The sequence below is a fragment of the Streptomyces wuyuanensis genome, assembly GCF_900103455.1.
Taxonomy (GTDB): Bacteria; Actinomycetota; Actinomycetes; order Streptomycetales; family Streptomycetaceae; genus Streptomyces; species Streptomyces wuyuanensis.
In genome coordinates this window covers 168,921-185,494 of record NZ_FNHI01000005.1, presented here as the reverse complement: position 1 = coordinate 185,494, position 16,574 = coordinate 168,921, and the positions used below count along the sequence as shown (strand labels likewise).

The following is a 16,574-nucleotide window of genomic DNA, read 5'->3' as shown; positions in this document are numbered from 1 at the left end:
GCCGTAAAACGAAAAAACCCCTCGCGGGTGCGAGAGGTCTGCGCGCGGGTCTGGGGCACGGTGCCGCTGCCGCGGGGGGTTGCTGTCCACGGGTCAGCGGTCACTGCGGACCGGCGCGCTGCTGCCGATAATCATGGCGAATGCGAGCACGGTGGCAGTCTGCCACATATGCGTGCCAGCATGGACAGGGGTCTCAGTATGCGGGCGGTGTGCCGACCGCGGGGGTGTTCGGGCCCGTTCCGGCACCCGATCGGCGGGCGGGGGGCCGCCCGGCCGAGTGGTAGGGGAATCCCCATGAGCTCACAACCTCCCACGGGGCCGCCCTCAGGACCCGTCCCCCGGCCCTCCGGACCGGCCCCCGGTCCGCCGCCGCCTTCGGGCTCCGGGGCTCCCCGCGGAGGCCGGCGGCGCAAGCGCACGCTGATCGGCGCCGGCGCGGCGGCGGTGGTGCTGGCGCTCGTCGTCGTGCTGGTGGTGTCGCTCGGCGGCGACGGTGACGACGACGGCGGCGGGAGTGCGGTCTCGCCCGCGCCGACCGACACGAAGGCGGCGGAGGCCGCGGCGCACGCCGTCGCCACGCGGGTGGCACTCGCGCCCCCGGACTGGGGATCCGGCTTCACCCAGCACAAGCCGTACGAGGTGGATCCCGCGCCGGAGTCCCTGGTGCGGGAGAACTGCGAGTTCGCGAGCCGCCCGAGCCGCATCGGCACACTGGCCTCGCTGCAGCGCAACGTGACCGAGACGGCATCCGGCATCGCGGGGACGTCCGAGGTCAAGGTGTTCGCCGACGAGGCCACCGCGAAGCAGTACCTCGCCGACGCGCGGGACAACATCCACCGCTGCCCGGACCAGTTCCGCGGCAAGGAGCGCTGGAACGGCGTGCGCGAGGCGAGCCCGCCGCAGCTGCCGGGCTTCGACGAACTGGTCTCCGAGGAGGGCCGGCAGGTCGTCTCGGCGAACGGGGCCACGGTGAACGACCTCTACGTCATCGCCACCGGACGGGACGGCCGGAACATCCTCAGCGCCTACGTGGTCGGGAAGGCCGATCTGGACGCGCAGATCCAGAAGTACGCGACCGACTCGCTGCAGAAGATGCACCAGCGCCTCGGGCAGCAGCCCGAGGCGGCCGCGGGGCGGTGAGGACCCCGGCCGCTCGGCAACGGCGGCGGCGGTCGGGTGCACGGCGCGGGCACGTGTACGGCGCGGGCAGCCGGCCGGCGCCGCGGAAGGCACGCGGGGCCCCGGAAGGCACCCGTGGCCCCGGGCGCCTACGGGTGGCGGGCGGTCGTCACGGAATCAGGGAGTCGGCGATGAACTCCGCCACGTGGGCCAGGACCTGTGGCCGGCCGGTTCCCGGTATGCCGACGGCCACGTGCACGCTGAAGCCGTCGAGCAGGGCACGGAGTCGTGCGGCATAGCGGTCCGGGTCGACGGCGCGGAACTCGCCCCGCGAGATGCCCTCGGCGAGGAGGGCGACGAGATCGCGGTGCCAGGCGCCCTCGATGGCGGCCTGCCGGGCACGGGCGTCCTCGTCCGCGTTCTGCGAGCGGTTCCAGACCTCCAGCCACAGCGTCCAGTGCGGGTCGCGGTGGCCGTCGGGGACGTACAGGTCCACGTACGCGTCGAGTCGCTCGCGGGCGCCGGCCGGCCGGGACAGCAGCGCGCTCCGCTCGGCGCCGAGCCGGCCTTCGCTCCACTCCAGGGTCCGCAGCAGCAGCTCGTCCTTGGTGCGGAAGTAGTAGAGCAGGTGCCCGCTGCTCATCCCGACCTCGCGGCCGAGACCGGCCATGGTCAGCCCGTCGAGCCCGCGCTCGGCGATCGTCGCCATCGCCGCGGCGAGCACCTCCTCGCGGGGAGGTGCGGTGTTGCGGCGTCGGGGGCCCGAGGGAACGTTCACCCGTACGTTCTACCCGATCCCCCGGCGACCCGGTGGCGGCCCCGGGGCATACCGGCGGGCCGCCACTCCCGGGGCACCCCGGCGCGGGCGGTGCCGGCCGTGCGGGCGGGCACCGGGTCAGACCTTCGGCTGCTGCTGGGTGATGCAGTGGATGCCCCCGCCGCCCGCGAAGATCGTGCGGGCGTCGACCGGGGTCACCGTCCGCTCCGGGAAGAGGCGGCGGAAGATCCCGGCCGCGATCTCGTCGTTCGGGTCGTCGAAGGTGCACAGCACCACTCCCCCGTTGCAGAGGTAGTGGTTGATGTACGAGTAGTCGACCCACTCCCCGTCCTCGTCCTTGAGCACGGTCGGGGCCGGGACCTCCACGACCTCCAGCGTGCGGCCGCGGGCGTCCGTCCGGCCGCGCAGGATCTCCGCGTACGTCCTGGAACGCTCGTGGTCCGGGTGGGCCGGATCCTTCTGGCTGTGGACGAGGACCACACCGGGCCGGGCGAACGCCGCGACGATGTCGACGTGCCCCTGTGTGCCGTACCTGCCGTAGTCGCCGGTCAGCCCGTGCGGCAGCCAGATCGCCTTGCTCGTGCCGAGCCTGGCGTGGATCTCCGCCTCGACCTGCTCGCGCGTCCACTCGGGATTGCGCCCGGCGCCGAGCTGCACGGTGTCGGTCAGCAGCACCGTTCCCTCGCCGTCGACGTGGATCGCGCCGCCCTCGTTGACGAGCGCCGAGGGGAGGACGGGGACTCCCGCCAGGTCGGCCACATGGCGGGCGATCTTCGAGTCGTGCTCCCACCGGGCCCAGCCCTGGCCGCCCCAGCCGTTGAACACCCAGTCCACGGCGGCGAGACCGCCCTCGCCGTCGGTGACGAAGGTCGGGCCGATGTCCCGCATCCACGCGTCGTCCAGCTCGCGCTCCACGATCTCGACCTCGGCGCCCAGCAGTTCGCGCGCGCCCTCCGACTGCCCCGGGCCCACCACCATGGTGACCGGCTCGTAGCGGCGTACGGCACGGGCGACGGCGGCCCAGGCCGCACGTGCCTCGGCGAGTTCACGGTCGTCTGTGAAGGTCGGGTTGGGGCCGGGCCAGGCCATCCAGGTGCGCTCGTGCGGGGCCCACTCGGGCGGCATGCGGAACGTCATCACAGGTCCTTGTGCTGAGGGTTCGGAGCGGGTCTCGGGAACTCGGGCGGACTCAGAGGAAGTACAGGCGGTTCAGGGACATGGACTCCACCGGATCGGAGCGCAGCGGATCGCCGTCGAGCGTGACGAGTCCGCTGTGCGCGTCCACGGCCACGTCACCGACGCGCGAGTTGAGGAGCAGGTTGCCGGGGCCGATGCCGCGGGTGCCGCGCACCCCGACCCGGCGCCTGCGCGTGGGCAAGGAGTCGCTGCCGAGAGCGGCCGCGGCCTGGGACACGAACGCCACGGAGATCTCGGCGGGGGTCGCGCCGTGCGCCCCGAACTGCGGTCCGAGGACGAGCGGTTCGCAGGTGTCGGTCGCCGCGTTCGGGTCGCCGGTCACCCCGTACGCCGGGAAGCCCGACTTCAGCACCAGCTGCGGCTTCGCACCGAAGAACTGGGGCTTCCAGAGCACGATGTCGGCGAGCTTGCCCGGCTCGATCGAGCCGATCTCGTGCGAAAGGCCGTGGGCGATCGCCGGGTTGACGGTCAGTTTGGCGATGTACCGCAGGACGCGCGCGTTGTCGTCGTGCGCGCCGTCGCCCTCCAGGGGGCCCCGCTCGGCCTTCATCTTCCCGGCCATGGCGAAGGTGCGCCGCACGGTCTCGCCCGCGCGGCCCATGCCCTGGGCGTCGGAGGAGGTGATGCCGATCGCTCCGAGGTCGTGCAGCACGTCCTCGGCCCCCATCGTCCCGGCGCGGATCCGGTCCCGGGCCATGGCCGCGTCGCCGGGCAGGTCGGTCTTGAGGTCGTGTACGGAGACGATCATCCCGTAGTGCTCGGCGACCGCGTCCCGGCCGAAGGGGAGGGTGGGGTTGGTGGAGGAGCCGATGACGTTCGGCACGCCCGCCATTCTGAGCACGTTCGGTACGTGTCCCCCGCCGCAGCCCTCGATGTGGAAGGCGTGGATGGTCCGGCCCTCGAGGACCTTCAGGGTGTCCTCGACGGACAGGCATTCGTTGAGGCCGTCGCTGTGCAGGGCGACCTGGACGTCGTACTCCTCGGCCACCCGCAGGGCGGTGTCGAGCGCGCGGGTGTGGGCGCCCATGTCCTCGTGGACCTTGAAACCGGACGCGCCGCCCTCCGCGAGCGCCTCGACGAGCGGGGCCTCGCCGGAGGACGAGCCGCGGGCCAGGAAGCCGACGTTGACGGGCCAGGCGTCGAAGGCGCCGAAGGCGTGCTTGAGCGCCCACGGGGAGTTGACGCCGACGCCCCAGACCGGGCCGAACTCCTGCCCGATGATCGTCGTGACGCCGGAGGCGAGCGACGCCTCCATCACCCGCGGCGAGAGCAGGTGGACATGGGTGTCCACGGCACCGGCGGTGGCGATGAGCCCTTCGCCGGAGACGATCGTCGTGCCGGTCCCGACGACGACGTCGACGCCGTCGAGGGTGTCCGGATTGCCGGCGCGGCCGATGCCGGAGACGCGGCCCTCGCGGATGCCGACGGACGCCTTGCGAATGCCCTGGACGGCGTCGATGACGAGCACGTTGCTGATGACCACGTCGCAGGTGTCGCGGACGGCGGCCGCCTTGAGGTGCAGCCCGTCGCGGGCGGTCTTGCCGAAGCCCGCGAGGAACTCGTCCCCGGGCTTCTGCGAATCGGACTCGACACGGACGACCAGGCCGGAGTCGCCGAGGACCACCCGGTCCCCGGCGCGCGGGCCGTGCACGCTCGCGTACTCGTGCGGGTCGATGCCCGTCATCGGTCCTCCTCCGGTCGGCAGGGCGCCTGCTGTCGGGATTCCCGCGGGGCGGGGTGCAGCCCGGCGGGGTCGTGCGGGGCCGGTTCCTGCGGAGCCGCTTCCGGCCGGCCGCCGGCGCCGCGGTAGCCGCAGGCGGCGGCGCGGCGCAGGGCCTCGGCCTTCGCTCCGGGAGCGTCGAGCGGGCCGTCGACCAGGCCCGCGAAGCCGATGGCGACGCGGTCGCCGCCGATCGGCACGAGCCCGACCTCGGCCTCGTCGCCCGGGCCGAAGCGGACGGACGAGCCGGCGGGAACGCAGAGCCGCATGCCGTAGGCCGCGGCCCGGTCGAAGTCGAGCCTCGGATTGGCCTCGAAGAAGTGGAAGTGGGAGGTGACGCTGACGGGCACGGCCGCGGTGTTGCGCACCGTGAGGCGCAGTGCCGGCTCGGGCTCGGCATCCGCAGGTCCGGGCAGCACGGCGCCGGGCGCCGAGCCGTCGAGGCTGCCGTCGCCGATGGGGTCGGAGACGACGGCGAGCCGTGAGCCGTCGTCGAAGACGGCCTCGACATGGACCTCGGTGACCACGTCGGCGACTCCCGGGAGGACGTCCTCGGGGCCGAGCACGGAGCGGGCCGCCTCGACGGCCTCGGCGAGCCGGCGGCCGTCCCGGGCCGCCTCGCAGACCGTGTCGGCGATCAGGGCGGTCGCTTCGGGGACATTGAGCTTCAGCCCTCGGGCACGCCGGGCCCGGGCCAGTTCGGCCGCACCGAACAGCAGCAGCCGGTCCCGCTCGGTCGGGGTCAGTCGCACGTCACCACGCCTCCCTGGGGCCCACCCGGCCCTCCCACTGGATGCATCGCTTTCGGAATCTCACGGTCCGACTCCAGATGTTCGAACGCCACTCTAACCTTGATACCTCTGATCGGGAAGCATTGACACGGGGGCAGCACCAAGAACGCCAGCCGATCTTTGAGCAACACTCGAAAAGCGTGTCCGACGGGTGGGAGAGTCCGACGCCGGTCCGACCCGTGCCCGGCGCCGTCGGAAAACGGAGAACCGCGCGGCCCGGACGGGGGCCGCGCGGTTCCTGCGCCCGCTGGGACGGGGCGCTCGCTGCGCCTGGTGGGGCGGGTCGGTCAGCCGAGCTCGTGCATCCAGCCGTGCTTGTCCTCGGCCTTGCCGGTCTGGATGTCCAGGAGGGCCTTGCGCAGTTCCATGGTGACCTTGCCCGGCTCACCGTTGGACTGGGTCCACTCGCCGCCGGTGGACTTGACCGTGCCGACGGGCGTGATGACGGCGGCGGTGCCGCAGGCGAAGACCTCGGTGAGGCTGCCGTTCTCGGTGTCGCGCTTCCACTGGTCGGTGGTGATCCTGCCCTCCGCGGACTCGTAGCCGAGGTCGCGGGCGAGCGAGAGCAGCGAGTCACGGGTGATGCCGGCGAGCAGCGAACCGGTGAGCTCGGGCGTGACGATCTTGTCCCCGTACACGAAGTACAGGTTCATTCCCCCCATCTCCTCGACGGTCCTGTGCTCCAGGGCGTCGAGCCAGACGACCTGGTCGCAGCCCTTGGCGGCCGCCTCGGCCTGCGCGAGGAGGGAGGCGGCGTAGTTGCCGCCGGTCTTGGCGAAGCCCATGCCGCCGGGGACGGCGCGGACGTAGTTCTCCGACAGCCAGACCGAGACGGGCTTGACGCCGCCCGGGAAGTACGGGCCCGCCGGCGAGGCGATGACGATGAACAGGTACTCGTTGGCCGGACGGACGCCCAGGCCCACCTCGTTGGCGAACATGAACGGACGCAGGTAGAGCGAGGCCTCGCCGCCGTGCTCCGGGACCCACGCCTTGTCCTGCTGGACCAGGGCGTCGCAGGCGTCGATGAACGTCTCGACCGGCAGTTCCGGCATGGCCAGGCGGCGGGCGGAGAGCTGGAAGCGCCGGGCGTTCGCGTCGGGCCGGAAGGTGGCGACCGAACCGTCGGGCCTGCGGTAGGCCTTCAGCCCCTCGAAGATCTCCTGCGCGTAGTGCAGGGTCATGTTGGCCGGGTCGATCGACAGCGGCGCGTACGGGGTCAGCTGGGCGTCGTGCCAGCCGCGCCCCTCCGTCCACTTGACCGTCACCATGTGATCGGTGAAGTGGCGGCCGAATCCCGGGTTGGCCAGGATCGCCTCGCGCTCCGCGTCGGACAGCGGGGTCGAGGAGGGCTTGAGCTCGATCGAGGGCGTCGTCATGTCTGCGTGTCCTTCACCGTTTGTTTGTGACGGACCGCGCTCACGTCTGTACGTCTGCTCGCCCTGCGTACGGCTGTACTAGGACGTCCGAGCTTCCCCGCATGAAGCGGCCCCACGTCCGATTATCGCAGTGCGTGGGGGCCGGGACGGAACAGCGTGGACTGCGGCCCATGGCTTGATGGTGGCACCCGGAGGCCGCACAGGAGAAGCCGCCGGGTGCGTGTGCGACCCGGCGGCTTCGAGAGTCGACAGGTCAGCCCGCTACTCGTACGGCGAGCGCGTCGCCGATCTCGTCTGTGGTGCGGGGGGTGCCGTCCCGGTCCGCCAGATCGGCGGCGACGGCGTCCTCGATACGGACGGCCTCGGCCTCGTGACCGAGGTGGCGCAGGAGGAGGGCGACCGACAGGACCGTGGCCGTGGGGTCGGCCTTGCCCGTGCCGGCGATGTCGGGAGCGGAGCCGTGGACGGGCTCGAACATCGACGGGAATTCACCCGTCGGGTTGATGTTCCCGGACGCGGCCAGGCCGATACCGCCGGTCACGGCAGCGGCGAGGTCCGTGAGAATGTCACCGAAAAGGTTGTCGGTGACGATGACGTCGAAGCGCTCCGGCTGGGTGACGAAGAAGATCGTCGCGGCGTCGACGTGCAGATAGTCGGTGGTGACCGCGGGGTACTCCCGGGCGACCTGGTCGAAGATCTTCTTCCACATGTGGCCCGCGTACACGAGGACGTTGTTCTTGTGAACCAGCGTCAGCTTCTTGCGGGGACGGGCGTCGGCCCGCGCGAACGCGTCCCTGACGACCCGCTCCACGCCGTACGCCGTGTTGACGCTGACCTCGGTGGCGACCTCCGCGGGCGTACCGGTGCGCAGGGAGCCGCCGTTGCCGGTGTAGGGGCCCTCGGTGCCCTCGCGGACCACCACGAAGTCGATCTCGGGACGGCCGGCCAGCGGGGTCGCGGTGTTCGGGAAGAGCTTCGACGGACGCAGGTTGACGTAGTGGTCGAAGGCGAACCGCAGCTTCAGCAGCAGCCCCCGCTCCAGGACGCCGGAGGGCACGGACGGGTCGCCGATCGCCCCGAGGAGGATCGCGTCGTGCTCCCTGAGGGAGTCGAGCTCCGCGTCCGGCAGGGTCTCGCCGGTGCGGTGCCAGCGCTTCGCGCCGAGGTCGTACTCCTTCGTCTCCAGCTTCACATCCTGGGGGAGCACGGCCGAGAGGACCTTCAGGCCCTGGGCCACGACCTCCTGGCCGATGCCGTCACCGGGGATCACTGCGAGATTGAGGCTGCGAGACATATCCGCACCGTACTCCGCGTCCCATCGAATGACACACGATGTCCACCATGCGGACGCATCGCGCGTCCGCCCCACCCCTCGCACCGGCTCGGCCCTCACCACGGGCGGCCGGTACTGAATCCGGGCATGCCGACGCCGCGTTCTCGGGGCTTCGTCCCGACGCGGACCCACGGCCGAGACGTACATCGGGAACGAACGACGGCGCGGCGAGGCGCTTCCTTCCTGCACCTTGCCGCACCGGGGCGCTTGCTTCCGGCGCCTTGCGGCACCGGGCCGGAACGCCCGAGGCAAGGGCCGGGGGGCCGGTGACCCCCGGGCGTCACCGGCCGGTTCCGCCGGTCAGTGGCCGGTCTCGCCGCCGTTGTCCCTGCGGTCGAGGGCGCGCTGCAGGGCCGCGGCGGCGTTCGCGGCGGCGCTCCTGCGGTCGGACTCGCTGACGCGGGGCGTGTGACGGACACGGCGACGGAGAAGGGTCTGCTCGGACATGGTCGTCGACTCCTTGAGATCGGGAACGATCGAAGGCGCCGGAAGGGGCGGGGAGCGGGCCGCAGGGGTTGCCTGCCTCGGGCACCGGCTCAGGCCGCCATTCGCTGGATCGAGCGAGACGTTCGGCTCCTACAAAAGTAAGGGAGCGGAGCCTCGCTGTCTCCACAGTTAGTCGGACTTCCTACTATCTGAGACGCGATCTTGGAGAACCGCAGGTGGGAGCCGCGGGTCCGGAGACGGTCCGGGCGCGTTACCACCAGCGGGCGACGAGGATTCAACTGGGCCCGTCCGTCCGGCGGGTGACGGCTCAGAGGACGTCGCCGTCCCGCCAGTCGAAGAGCAGGGAGGTCGCCGCGGGATCCGGCAGAAGGAGTCCGGGGGGCTGCCGGAGGAACGTGGAGTCCTCCTCGTCCGGGAGGGGGACGACGCCGTCGGGGCCCAGCACCTCGATCCGGCCGCGCCACGGCTTCCAGCCTCGGGAGCGGTACAGCGCCGCGCCGTCGTCGGAGGCCGAGAGCGCCCCGAGTTCGTACGCACCGTCGATCACCCTCTCCAGCGCGCCCATCACCCGCCCGCCCAGGCCCTGGCGCCGGCGGTCGGCCCGGACGGCGACCGCCTCGACGTAGCCGACGCGGTACGAGCGTCCGCCGTGCACCACCCGGCGCATGATCACGCTGCCGTGGGCGGCGAGGCCTTCCCGGTCGCGGACGAAGGCGTGGACGCCGCCGAGCCCGTGGGACCAGTCGTCGTCGTGGAAGTCGCCGTCGAAGGCGGCGTCGAGCAGGGCACGGATCTCACCGAGGGCCGCTTCGGACAGCTGGTAGGTGTGGGCCGTGCGGAGCGACCCGGTCGTGGTGTCCGTCATAGGGGCAACTCTGTCAGGCGCGGGCGGCCGCGCCCCCTCCGAGGCCCGTGGCAGCGTCGGGAATCCGCCACCTCCGGGGGGAGTTGGGCCGCCGCCGGCTGCGTGGCCGGCGGGCGGACGGGCCGCTCGGCCGGGACGGGGACGCCCCGGCCGATCCGGCTGTGCCGGCCTTCGCGTCAGTACACGTTGACGCCGTACGCGGCCAGTGCCTCACGCACCGGCTGGTGGATCGCAAATCCGTTCGCCCCGGTGCAGCCCGAGCTGCCCGAGTGGATGCCGAGGGCCACCGCGCCCGCGAAGTGGGCGCCGCCGCTGTCGCCGCCGGCCGAGCAGGCGGTCGTCCGGACCATGCCGTACACCGGCCCGTCGCTGTAGTTGACCGTCACGTTGACGGCGGTCATGGTCCCGCTCGTCACCTTGGTGGTCGAGCCGCTCTTCCGGAGGGAGAGGAGAGCGGACGACCGGCGCGCACACGGATTGCGCGTCTCATGCGAGGGGTCTCCTTCGACGGTTCCGTGCGGGGACGCACCGTCAGAAGAATTTGACATGACCACATCATCAAGGCAAGGGTCTGGACCAATCCCATCGGAAAGGCGGGCCCGGACACGGCCGTGCCCCCGGCCGGACGGCCGGGGGCACGCGGGGCGGCGGTCTAGTGCCCGGTGGCCTTCTCCAGCCGGTGGGCGACCCGCCCCGTCCAGTCGGTGAACTCCTCGCGACGGTGCGCCTCGCCGCCGCAGAGCGCCGCGACCTGCGGATCCGTGATCCGGTCAGGTCCCGCCGCCTCCAGGAGCCGGTGCAGTTCCCTCATCACGGAAGCGAGTCGCTGCGCATCGGGATGCTCGATGGCGTCGACCCCGTGGCCGGGGCCGAGTGTGGTGGAACCGGGCATGGTGTGCCTCCTCGCGCGAGCCCCCTCCACAGCAGCGTAAGCCCGCCCCCGGACCGGCGCCGGACGCGAGCCGGGGGCCGGACGTGAGCCGCCCCCGGCCGGTCTGTGGGGAACCGGCGGGGGGCGGTGTTCACGGGACCGGGCCCCGCGGGCCCGGCGGGGGCGTCAGCCCATGTGCGGGTAGCCGTACTCGGTCGGCGGAACCAGCGTCTCCTTGATCGCGCGGGTCAGGGTCCAGCGCATCAGGTTCTGCGGGGCGCCGGCCTTGTCGTTGGTGCCGGAAGCACGGCCGCCGCCGAAGGGCTGCTGGCCGACGACGGCGCCGGTCGACTTGTCGTTGATGTAGAAGTTGCCCGCGGCGTAGCGGAGCTTGTCCATCGTGTACGCGGTCGCCGCGCGGTCACCGGAGATGACCGAGCCGGTCAGCGCGTACGCCGACACCGACTCCATCTGCTCCAGCATCTCCTCGTACTTGTCGTCCTCGTAGACGTGGACGGCGAGGAAGGGGCCGAAGTACTCGGTCGTGAAGACCTCGCTCGAGGGGTCCGTGCACTCGACGACCGTGGGGCGGACGAAGTAGCCGACCGAGTCGTCGTAGGTACCGCCGGCGACGATCGTGCAGGTCGGGTCCTCCTTCGCGCGGTCGATCGCGGCCTTGTTCTTGGCGAAGGCGCGCTCGTCGATGACGGCGCCGATGAAGTTCGTCAGGTCGGTGACGTCGCCCATCCTGATGCCGTCGACCTCGGCGGCGAACTCCTCCTTGAAGCCGGAGTTCCAGATGGAGGCCGGGATGTACGCGCGCGAGGACGCGGAGCACTTCTGGCCCTGGAACTCGAAGGAGCCGCGGGTCAGTGCGGTCTTGAGGATCGCGCGGTCGGCGCTCGGGTGCGCGACGACGAAGTCCTTGCCGCCCGTCTCACCGACGATGCGCGGGTAGGAGCGGTACTTCTCGATGTTGTTGCCGACCGTCTTCCACAGGTGCTGGAAGGTCTTGGTCGAGCCGGTGAAGTGGATACCCGCCAGGTCGGGGTGGTTCAGCGCGACCTCGGAGACGGCGATGCCGTCACCCGTGACGAGGTTGATGACGCCCTTGGGCAGACCGGCCTCCTCCAGCAGCTCCATGAGCAGCACGGCGGCGTGGGTCTGGGTCGGGGACGGCTTCCAGACCACCACGTTGCCCATCAGGGCCGGGGCGGTGGGCAGGTTGCCGGCGATGGCCGTGAAGTTGAACGGCGTGATCGCGTAGACGAAGCCCTCCAGCGGACGGTGGTCCAGCCGGTTCCACACGCCCGGGGAGTTGGCCGGCGGCTGCTCGGCCAGGATCTGGCGGGCGTAGGCGACGTTGAACCGCCAGAAGTCGATGAGCTCGCAGGGCGTGTCGATCTCGGCCTGCTGCGCGGTCTTCGACTGGCCCAGCATCGTGGAGGCGGCCAGGGTCTCGCGCCAGGGGCCGGAGAGCAGCTCGGCGGCGCGCAGGATGATCGCGGCGCGGTCGTCGAACGACATCGCGCGCCACGCCGGGGCGGCGGCGAGGGCGGCGTCGATCGCGTCCTGGGCGTCCTGCCGGGTGGCGCCGCGGAAGGTGCCGATGACGGCCTGGTGGTTGTGCGGCTGGACGACCTTGAACTCCTCGCCACCGCCCATGCGCTTCTCACCGTTGATGGTCATCGGGAGGTCGATGGGGTTCTCGGCCAGCTCCTTGAGCTTGGCCTCCAGCCGGGCACGCTCGGCCGATCCGGGAGCGTAGCCGTGCACCGGCTCGTTGACGGGGGTGGGGACCTGGGTCACAGCGTCCATGAGTTCCGTAACTCCTTTGTGAGAGAGGTGGGAGGGCTCAGTCCTGGGGCCCTGTGGTCAGTTCTTGGTGATCATCGACCGCACGAAGAACAGCAGGTTGGCCGGCTTCTCGGCGAGACGGCGCATGAAGTAGCCGTACCAGTCGGTCCCGTACGCCGTGTACACCCGCATCCGGTGGCCCTCGGCCGCCAGCCGCAGGTGCTCGTCGCTCCGGATCCCGTACAGCATCTGGAACTCGTACTCGTCCAGTTTGCGCCCGGCGCGGCGCGCGAGCTCCTGGCTCACGGAGATCAGTCGCGGGTCGTGGGACCCGATCATCGGGTAGCCCGTGCCGTCCATCAGGGTCCTCAGGATGCGCACGTAGGCCTTGTCGATCTCGCCCTTGTCCTGGTGGGCGACGGAGGCCGGCTCCTTGTACGCGCCCTTCACGATACGCACGCGGCTGCCGTTGGCGGCGAGACGGCGGGCGTCCTCCTCGGTGCGGAAGAGGTAGGCCTGGATCACGCAGCCGGTCTGCGGAAAGTCCTTCCGCAGCTCCTCGTGGATGGCGAACATCGAGTCCAGGGTGGTGTGGTCCTCGGCGTCCAGGGTGACCGTGGTGCCGATCGCGGCGGCGGCCTCGACGACCGGGCGGACGTTCTCGAGCGCCAGCTCGTGGCCGCCCTCCAGGGACTGGCCGAACATCGACAGCTTGACCGACATCTCGGCCCTGGTGCCCAGGTCCAGGGGCTCGAGGTGCTCGATCAGCCGCAGATAGGCGTCGCGTGCGGCGGCGGCCTGCTCACGGGTGGTGATGTCCTCGCCCACCACGTCCAGGGTGACCTCGAGACCCTTGTCCGTGAGATCGGTCACGATCGGGATGACCTGATCGACCGTCTCCCCGGGAATGAAGCGGTCGACGACCGGCTTCGTCATCGGCGCCGCCGAGACGAGACGACGCATCCTGTCGCTGCGCGACGCGGCGAGGATCACGGGACCCAGCACGGGCACCTCCACGGAACACGGGTAGCAGGGGGCCGGAACCGACTGCGCGGTGTACGGCACGGATAACCACCGTGAAACCTAAATATCGCTCCGGCGCCGGGCCATCGACACCTGTCACGCATCCAGCCGCACCTCTTCAGACATTTGTCTGAAGAGGTGTCCGTCCGATGGGAGAATGTCCGGGTGAAGGGCGATTACCAGGAACTGGTGGACGAGATATCCGGACTGCTGGGCGTCCCGGCGACCCTGGAGAACCGGGATTTCGAACTGATCGCCTTCGGCGCGCACGACAGCGACGACGACAGCGCCATGGATCCCGTGCGCACCCGCTCGATCCTCACCAGGAAATCCACCCCCGCGGTGCGTTCCTGGTTCGAGGGCTTCGGCATCACCCGGGCGACCGGCCCGGTGCGGATCCCGGCCGCCCCGGAGGCCGGTGTGTTCCGGGACCGGATCTGCCTGCCCGTCCGCCACCGCGGGATCGTCCTCGGCTATGTGTGGCTGCTCGACGCCCGGCCCGGGCCGACGGCCGACCAGCTGACCTCGGCCATGCAGGTGACCGACCGGATCGGGGCGCTGCTCGCCGACGAGGAACGGGCGGGCACGGATCTGTCCCGGGAGTTCCGCGCGGTGCTCACCGCCGAGCGCGGCTGGCAGTACGACATGGCCCTGGCGGCCCTCCGCACGGCGCTCGGCCCGGCCGCCGACGGGCTCCACACGGTGGTCTGCGTGGCCCCGTGGGCTTCCGTGGACGCCCCGTCGGCCCGCGCCGTCGTCGGGGCGTCGGCCCTGTGCACGGTGCCCTGGCCCTGGTCGGCCGGCGCCGCGTACTCGCCGGCCGCGGCCTCGCCCGGACGGACCCGGAAGGGCGGGCGCGGCGGACCGAAGCCGGAAGAGCCGCCTCGCGCCGTCACCGACCCGGCCGGCGACGGCACCGAGGGGCAGGCACTCGCCGTGCTGGTGCGCCTGCGCGCGGCCGACGTGCTCGCGCCCGCTCTCACCGCGGCGGGCCGGCTCGCGGAGGCCGCCGGATCCGCTGTCGCGGGCATCGCGCTCCCCCGCCGAGGCACGGGCGGCCTCGCCGCCTCCTGGCGGGAGGCCGCCTCCGCGGCACGCGCCGTCCTCGCCGAGCCCGGGCTCGGTCCGGTCGCCGACTGGGCCGCGATCGGCCCGTACCGGCTGCTGACGGCACTCCCGCCGGCCCCCGCCCCGGACCCGGCGACCGCCGCCCTGCTCACTCCGGCGAACGCCGAACTCGCCCGGACCACCGAGGTGTTCCTGGACTGCGCCGGGCAGGCGGGCCGCGCTGCCTCCGCCCTGGGCATCCACCGCCAGACCCTCTACTACCGCCTCTCCCGGGTGGAGCGGCTCACCGGGCTCGATCTGGACGACGGCGAGGACCGGCTGCTGCTGCACATGGCGCTGAAGGCCGCCCGGCTGTGACCGCGGCCGCCGGGACGCGGGCCATGGCCAGGGGAATGCTCCCCGTCCGGGTCTCTGAGCTGCAGAAACGCTCCTCCGGAGAGGGTGCCTCCCCCTTCGGGTGAACGGCGCATGACGGTGATCGGGGCAGGGCAGCTTGATCGCGTCCTCCCGTCGCACAGGGACGGGGTCCTCCACCGCACTCCGGGAGTCGCCATGCTCCGCAGGTCCGTCCTGTCCGCCGCCGTGCTCGCCGCCCTCTCCCCCGCTCCGCTCCACGCCCCGGCGGTCGGGGCCCCCGTCGCGCCCGCCGCCCCCGGCCAGGTCTGCTTCTGGACCGGGGCCGGACAGCACGGCACCGGATGGTGCTACGGCCCACCGGGCTACCGGGACGTCCCGGACTTCCTGCACGACAACGCGGCGTCCTTCCGCTCCGACGTCAACCGCGACGTGTACGCCATCGACTGGGCGCGCGGCACCTGCTACGCCCGGCTGATCCGCGCCTACGACCACAGCGACAACTGGTCCTGGGGGTCCCGGATCGACGGTGTCGCCGACACCGACCAGGGCTGCGAGGCCGGCTGAGCCGTGCGCAGCCTGCGAACCGCGTGCGCGGCCGTCGCGGCCCTGGTCCTGGCCGGCTGCGCCGCCGAGCCCTCCGGGCCCGCCCCCGTCCCGCCGGCCACCGAGCGGGACCAGGACGCCCTGATCCGGTACGCCCAGCGCGTCCTGGTCGACGGATGCCTGGACCGCCAGGGCCTCGCCGTGGCGAGGGAACCCTCGTCGCCGCAGGAGAGCAGACGGCTCCGGGACGCGCTATTCGGTGCCGGTCCCACGGAGTTGTCCCTCGCGCTGCCCACCGGTCACACCGTCCGCGCCCACACCGACGGCTGTCTGGCCGCCGCCCGGCACGCCCTCTACGGCGACCAGCGCCGCTGGTTCCGCGCGGAGGTGACCGTCAACAACCTGAGCGCCGAGGCCGCTGCGCGCATGCGGGCCGATCCGGCCCACCGTGCGGCCCGGGCCCGGTTCGCACGGTGCTTGGAAGCGGCGGGTCCGACTCGAACGCCCGGTCCGGAGCAGGGCGTTGAGCAACGATGCGCACGGGAGAGCGGGCTGGCCTCGGTGGAGGCCAGGCTGCGGCCGACGCGGCTCGCCGAGGTCCGCTTGCTCCGGCGCGACCAACTGACCACCCACACGCGGCTGCGCACCCGCGCGCTGCACCGCGCGGCGGAGATCTCCGCCGCGTACCCCCACGGGAACACCCCAGAGAAAGGCTCCGCATCGCCATGACCCTGAAGCGCACCCTCGCCTCCGCGGCGACCGCCGTCCTCCTGCTGACCGGCGGGCTCGCCGCGGCCGCCGCCCCGGCCGGCGCCGCCGAATGCCCGAGCGGTGAGTTCTGCGCCTGGGAGAACGCCGACTTCTCCGGCCAGCGCGCCAACTGGTCGGGGGACGACCACTGGTGGGAGAGCTGGATCGCCGACGAGGACTCCTCGTGGGCGAACCACGGCATCTCGGGCCCGGGCATCAAGGACCACGTCAGGGTGTACTCGAGCGCCAACCTGGGCGGGCACATGACGATCTGCCTGGCCCCGGGCCAGGAGGTCAACTACAACGGCGCCGCCAACGACGACGGCGACTCCCACACCTGGGCGATGAGCTGCTGACCCACCACTGTCGGTGCCCCCGGGCCGGGCTCGGGGGCACCGGTTTCCGGCCAGGGTCCGGGCACCCCCCCGAACGCGCCGCACCCGCCCCCTGAACGCCCGTGCGGGACGAGCGTTCGGGAGGCGGGTGCGGGACGCGTTACGGAACGGGCTCAGGCGGTCGGGTACACCGAACGGGCCGAC

At 72.2% G+C, this 16,574-nt stretch carries 16 protein-coding genes and 1 pseudogene; 5 read left to right on the top strand and 12 right to left on the bottom strand.

Translation table 11 applies throughout. From position 1 onward, the window contains the following. Positions 1 to 294: 294 nt before the first annotated feature. Complete coding sequence (locus BLT82_RS09800) at positions 295 to 1,140, top strand: hypothetical protein (protein WP_244291901.1); 846 nt, start codon at positions 295 to 297, stop codon at positions 1,138 to 1,140. 148 nt (positions 1,141 to 1,288) lie between these two features. Here the strand turns inward: BLT82_RS09800 and BLT82_RS09795 are convergent, their stop codons facing one another. From BLT82_RS09795 to BLT82_RS09745, 12 genes and pseudogenes are all read right to left on the bottom strand, one after another. Further along, a complete protein-coding gene (locus tag BLT82_RS09795) occupies positions 1,289 to 1,828 on the bottom strand; it encodes a TetR/AcrR family transcriptional regulator (protein WP_342029402.1) in 540 nt (179 codons plus the stop codon). 186 nt (positions 1,829 to 2,014) lie between these two features. Then, on the bottom strand, positions 2,015 to 3,034 hold the full coding sequence (locus tag BLT82_RS09790; RefSeq protein WP_093653497.1) for an agmatine deiminase family protein: 1,020 nt from the start codon (positions 3,032 to 3,034) through the stop codon (positions 2,015 to 2,017). Positions 3,035 to 3,086: 52 nt separating this feature from the next. After that, positions 3,087 to 4,778, bottom strand: coding sequence for an urease subunit alpha (locus BLT82_RS09785; protein WP_093653496.1), 1,692 nt, complete (start codon positions 4,776 to 4,778; stop codon positions 3,087 to 3,089). Next, positions 4,775 to 5,566: an urease subunit gamma gene (gene ureA / locus BLT82_RS09780; protein WP_093653495.1), complete on the bottom strand. Its 792-nt coding sequence runs from the start codon at positions 5,564 to 5,566 to the stop codon at positions 4,775 to 4,777. Before ureA ends, BLT82_RS09785 begins: the two co-directional genes overlap by 4 nt. 326 nt (positions 5,567 to 5,892) lie before the next feature. Further along, on the bottom strand, positions 5,893 to 6,981 hold the full coding sequence (locus BLT82_RS09775) for a branched-chain amino acid aminotransferase (protein WP_093653494.1): 1,089 nt from the start codon (positions 6,979 to 6,981) through the stop codon (positions 5,893 to 5,895). A gap of 253 nt (positions 6,982 to 7,234) precedes the next feature. Further along, positions 7,235 to 8,275 (bottom strand): 3-isopropylmalate dehydrogenase, encoded by a 1,041-nt coding sequence (locus BLT82_RS09770; RefSeq protein ID WP_093653493.1) that lies wholly within the window; start codon positions 8,273 to 8,275, stop codon positions 7,235 to 7,237. A 339-nt stretch (positions 8,276 to 8,614) separates the two neighbouring features. Then, positions 8,615 to 8,761, bottom strand: coding sequence for a hypothetical protein (locus BLT82_RS37095; protein WP_167745991.1), 147 nt, complete (start codon positions 8,759 to 8,761; stop codon positions 8,615 to 8,617). 307 nt (positions 8,762 to 9,068) lie between these two features. Continuing rightward, positions 9,069 to 9,626 carry a GNAT family N-acetyltransferase gene (locus BLT82_RS09765; protein ID WP_093653492.1) on the bottom strand — a complete coding sequence of 186 codons (558 nt, stop codon included), beginning with the start codon at positions 9,624 to 9,626 and terminating at the stop codon, positions 9,069 to 9,071. Between the two features lie 176 nt (positions 9,627 to 9,802). Further along, a pseudogene (locus BLT82_RS09760) lies at positions 9,803 to 10,162 on the bottom strand (S1 family peptidase); the annotation flags it as partial. Positions 10,163 to 10,278: 116 nt separating this feature from the next. After that, entirely contained in the window at positions 10,279 to 10,518 is a 240-nt protein-coding gene (locus BLT82_RS09755; RefSeq protein ID WP_093653491.1) for a hypothetical protein, read from the bottom strand. A 165-nt stretch (positions 10,519 to 10,683) separates the two neighbouring features. Continuing rightward, positions 10,684 to 12,315 (bottom strand): L-glutamate gamma-semialdehyde dehydrogenase, encoded by a 1,632-nt coding sequence (gene pruA, locus BLT82_RS09750; RefSeq protein WP_093653490.1) that lies wholly within the window; start codon positions 12,313 to 12,315, stop codon positions 10,684 to 10,686. 57 nt (positions 12,316 to 12,372) lie between these two features. Beyond that, positions 12,373 to 13,299, bottom strand: a complete 927-nt coding sequence (locus BLT82_RS09745) for a proline dehydrogenase family protein (RefSeq protein ID WP_093653653.1) — start codon at positions 13,297 to 13,299, stop codon at positions 12,373 to 12,375. Positions 13,300 to 13,482: 183 nt separating this feature from the next. Here BLT82_RS09745 and BLT82_RS09740 point away from each other — a divergent pair, with 183 nt between their 5' ends. From BLT82_RS09740 to BLT82_RS09725, 4 genes are all read left to right on the top strand, one after another. Further along, positions 13,483 to 14,742 (top strand): PucR family transcriptional regulator, encoded by a 1,260-nt coding sequence (locus tag BLT82_RS09740; RefSeq protein WP_093653489.1) that lies wholly within the window; start codon positions 13,483 to 13,485, stop codon positions 14,740 to 14,742. Between the two features lie 195 nt (positions 14,743 to 14,937). Then, positions 14,938 to 15,306, top strand: coding sequence for a hypothetical protein (locus BLT82_RS09735; RefSeq protein ID WP_093653488.1), 369 nt, complete (start codon positions 14,938 to 14,940; stop codon positions 15,304 to 15,306). 3 nt (positions 15,307 to 15,309) lie between these two features. After that, positions 15,310 to 16,014, top strand: a complete 705-nt coding sequence (locus BLT82_RS09730) for a hypothetical protein (protein ID WP_093653487.1) — start codon at positions 15,310 to 15,312, stop codon at positions 16,012 to 16,014. Then, positions 16,011 to 16,391 carry a peptidase inhibitor family I36 protein gene (locus BLT82_RS09725; RefSeq protein WP_093653486.1) on the top strand — a complete coding sequence of 127 codons (381 nt, stop codon included), beginning with the start codon at positions 16,011 to 16,013 and terminating at the stop codon, positions 16,389 to 16,391. The genes BLT82_RS09730 and BLT82_RS09725 overlap by 4 nt, the downstream gene beginning before the upstream one ends. Positions 16,392 to 16,574 lie beyond the last annotated feature (183 nt).